Here is a 3,064-nt window from a genome sequence, read left to right as displayed (position 1 = left end):
GGGCGACTAATTTATTAGATTTCATGTTTGTTTTGATTATGCCGAATAATAATGAATGCGCTAAATAAGCCAAATGAAAAGAAGATCATGAAACCAATTAACGCAAAGTAGAATTTCCAGTCATAACTGCCCCACAGTAACTCATGATATAGTGCATTACCTGACCAAGCTATCATTGAAAGAACCGGAAGAAAAATAGCGACTAATTTTTGAGAGCTAATTTTCATAGTTGCGCTTTTTCTTCATTAATATATAAAGTTAACCAGAGGTCAATAACAAAAATAGAGCGAACCCAATCACACTGACAACTTTCTGCCAACCTTCTCGGGTAGAATCACTTAAGACAACCATGATTTGAATAAAGGCTATAGCTAGAGCTATTAAAAGTAAGGATAAATCGGAAATTACTCCTTTCATATATATTCTATCTACAGCAGTATGCATCTCGAAGACAACTACCATTATCTCAGTTAACTACTATGCATTTTATCACTCCTCATAAATCAATAGTGATGAATGCCAAATGACCAACCGTTATAATTGAGAAAATCATGATTGATTTAGCGAAGAAACATAATGCATGGTATGTGAAATACCTAACCTATTATTCTCACTTTTTGATATTTTAAAAGGAGTGGTTCTATACAGTTAGTGAGCAGTAACCCTCTCAGCATATGCTTCAATTACCGGTAAGAATAATACAAATCACGTAATATTTATATAATTAATCAAATTTTTTCTTTAGTATTTATTGCTATATTTTATATAAAATATGAAAATAATTTTAAAACAAAGTTATAGATGATTTAGAAAAGCAAAAAAAAGCACCAGCCAATGCCAGTGCTTTAGAAGGGAATCCTAATAGCCATCTTGAACAAGCCGATGACAGCTATTTAGAAAGGGGAAAATAGAAGAAGTAATTACATCTCTCGGATGCGAATATTGCGGAACCAGACTTGATCACCGTGGTCTTGCAAAGCGATGCGTCCTTTATCAGCTTTTCCGTACATGGGTAGTTCGCCAAATTTGCTGTTGGCTACTGAATCTTGCCAAGCCTGAGAACCCAGTTCGTATTCAACTACTTTCTCGCCATTTAAATAGTGCTCGACCTGATTGCCGTTCACTACTAAACGAGTCGTGTTCCATTCTCCGGCGGGTTTCACCGTTTCTACGGTAGATTGCTGCACGTCGTAGTTGTCACCCGCGCGGTGCTTGCGAATCTGGGCATCTTTGTGCCGTTCGTTATCTAGCAGTTGGTACTCGGGGCCCGAATGCCAGGCTGGGCCTAGATCATCAGATTCGATGACATTAAAGAAAAGGCCGCTATTGCCGCCTTTGGATATTTTCCATTCCATTTCCAGCTCAAAATTGTCATATTCTTCCTTAGTAACAATGGTGCCACCACCTTTTTCAACTAGCATAATCGATCCATCTTCCACTTGCCATCTGTCGGAAAGCGTATCAGCCTTGTAATTACGCCAAGCATCTAGCGATGACAAATCCTGCCACTCAGGTTCAGTAGTTATCGGTTCAATTGGGGTAGTAGTTTCTAATGCAGCATCATCAGAAGTACTACTTGAGGTACAAGCGCTTGCAATAGCCAGAGCCACTACACTTAAAAATGATAAAATACGTTGGTTCATAAATATTTAGTTAAGTGTTATTGTGTTATTGTGCTGAGTGTTATAGTATTTGAATGTTCGTTTTATGAGTACTTACTATAACACTTCGCACCTTAACACTAATTATTAATTCCTAAAATTTTCTTATTGACTTCGTCATCGGCCCCGCTATCGGCAAAGTCGTCGAAAGCTTTTTCGGTTACGCGGATAATGTGGTCGCTGACGAATGGCGCCCCTTCGGCAGCACCTTGTTCGGGGTGCTTCAGCGCGCATTCCCATTCTACTACCGCCCAGCCGTCGTAGTCGTACTGAGCCATCTTGCTAAATACCGCACTGAAGTCTACCTGACCGTCGCCCAGCGAGCGGAACCGTCCGGGACGATCTACCCACCCCTGGTAACCGCCATACACACCCGACCGACCAGTAGGATTAAATTCGGCATCCTTCACGTGGAACATATTAATATGCTCGTGATAAATATCAATGTAATCCAAATAATCAAGTTGCTGAAGTACAAAGTGACTGGGATCGTACAGAATTTTTACTCGTTTATGATTGCCCGTTTCCTCTAAAAATCTTTCAAACGTAATACCATCGTGCAAATCTTCCCCCGGATGAATTTCGTAGCAAACATCTACGCCGTGTTCTTCAAATTCATCTAAAATTGGCTTCCAACGATCAGCTAGCTCTTTAAAGGCCATTTCAACTAAGCCCGCCGGACGTTGCGGCCAGGGATACATAAATGGCCAAGCCAATGCTCCGGAAAATGTAGCGTGTACATCAATTCCGAAATTGCGACTAGCTTTAGCCGCTAACTTCATCTGATTAACGGCCCATTCGGTGCGGGCTTTGGGATTACCGTGTACTTCAGCGGGGGCAAAACCATCAAACATCGCATCGTAGGCGGGATGAACGGCAACTAATTGCCCTTGTAAGTGGGTAGAAAGCTCGGTTACTTCAACGCCAGCATCTTGGCAGGTGCCTTTAATCTCATCGCAGTAGTCTTTGCTTTCGGCAGCTTTGGATAGATCAATGCAGCGGGGATCAAAGGTCGGAATTTGTACGCCTTTGTAGCCTACGGAGGCCATCCACTTGCAGGCACTTTCTAAAGTATTAAAGGGAGCATCGTCACTCATAAATTGCGCTAAAAAGATAGCGGGCCCTTTCATTGTCTTCATAAATTGTCAGGTTGTGTTTATCAAAAAAATCCGGTGAGGCACTAAAATAGAACTTATTTTTTCTTTCTCAAAAGTAGTTGCTGAGAGGTTGATTTCTGCAATCCATATGTCTAGTGTAGAATAGGGTTAGTGACAACTAGGGCTTTCTTATAAAAGATAGGGCAAATGAGCCCGCTTCGTATTTTTGGTTTTGCGAACTAAAAAAGAAGCTTGATGGCCATTCACCCTACTAACCAAAATACATCATTCTACCAAGCACTGCAA

General features: G+C 41.1%; 3 protein-coding genes. All 3 read right to left on the bottom strand.

Features of this window, described 5'->3' with window-relative positions:
• Positions 1-14: 14 nt before the first annotated feature.
• The 3 genes from WBA23_RS12335 to WBA23_RS12325 all read right to left on the bottom strand — a co-directional run bounded on the left by WBA23_RS12335 (position 15) and on the right by WBA23_RS12325 (position 2,800).
• Positions 15-227 (bottom strand): hypothetical protein, encoded by a 213-nt coding sequence (locus WBA23_RS12335; protein ID WP_424582584.1) that lies wholly within the window; start codon positions 225-227, stop codon positions 15-17.
• Positions 228-920: 693 nt separating this feature from the next.
• The gene (locus tag WBA23_RS12330) at positions 921-1,643 is read right to left on the bottom strand and encodes a 3-keto-disaccharide hydrolase (RefSeq protein ID WP_424582583.1); all 723 of its coding nucleotides are present in this window, start codon (positions 1,641-1,643) and stop codon (positions 921-923) included.
• Positions 1,644-1,741: 98 nt separating this feature from the next.
• Positions 1,742-2,800 carry a sugar phosphate isomerase/epimerase family protein gene (locus WBA23_RS12325; RefSeq protein ID WP_424582582.1) on the bottom strand — a complete coding sequence of 353 codons (1,059 nt, stop codon included), beginning with the start codon at positions 2,798-2,800 and terminating at the stop codon, positions 1,742-1,744.
• Between the last annotated feature and the right edge of the window lie 264 nt (positions 2,801-3,064).

Origin of the sequence: Tunicatimonas sp., assembly GCF_049647865.1 — a bacterium.
GTDB lineage: Bacteria > Bacteroidota > Bacteroidia > Cytophagales > Cyclobacteriaceae > Tunicatimonas.
Note: the sequence above shows the minus strand (reverse complement) of the source record. Positions and strands in the feature narration are given on the sequence as shown.

What these genes read in the sequence shown, in the direction of transcription:
- WBA23_RS12325 (WP_424582582.1), bottom strand. Translation starts at nt 2,800, where the DNA reads ATGAAGACAATGAAAGGGCCCGCTATCTTTTTAGCGCAATTTATGAGT.
- WBA23_RS12330 (WP_424582583.1), bottom strand. Translation starts at nt 1,643, where the DNA reads ATGAACCAACGTATTTTATCATTTTTAAGTGTAGTGGCTCTGGCTATT.
- WBA23_RS12335 (WP_424582584.1), bottom strand. Translation starts at nt 227, where the DNA reads ATGAAAATTAGCTCTCAAAAATTAGTCGCTATTTTTCTTCCGGTTCTT.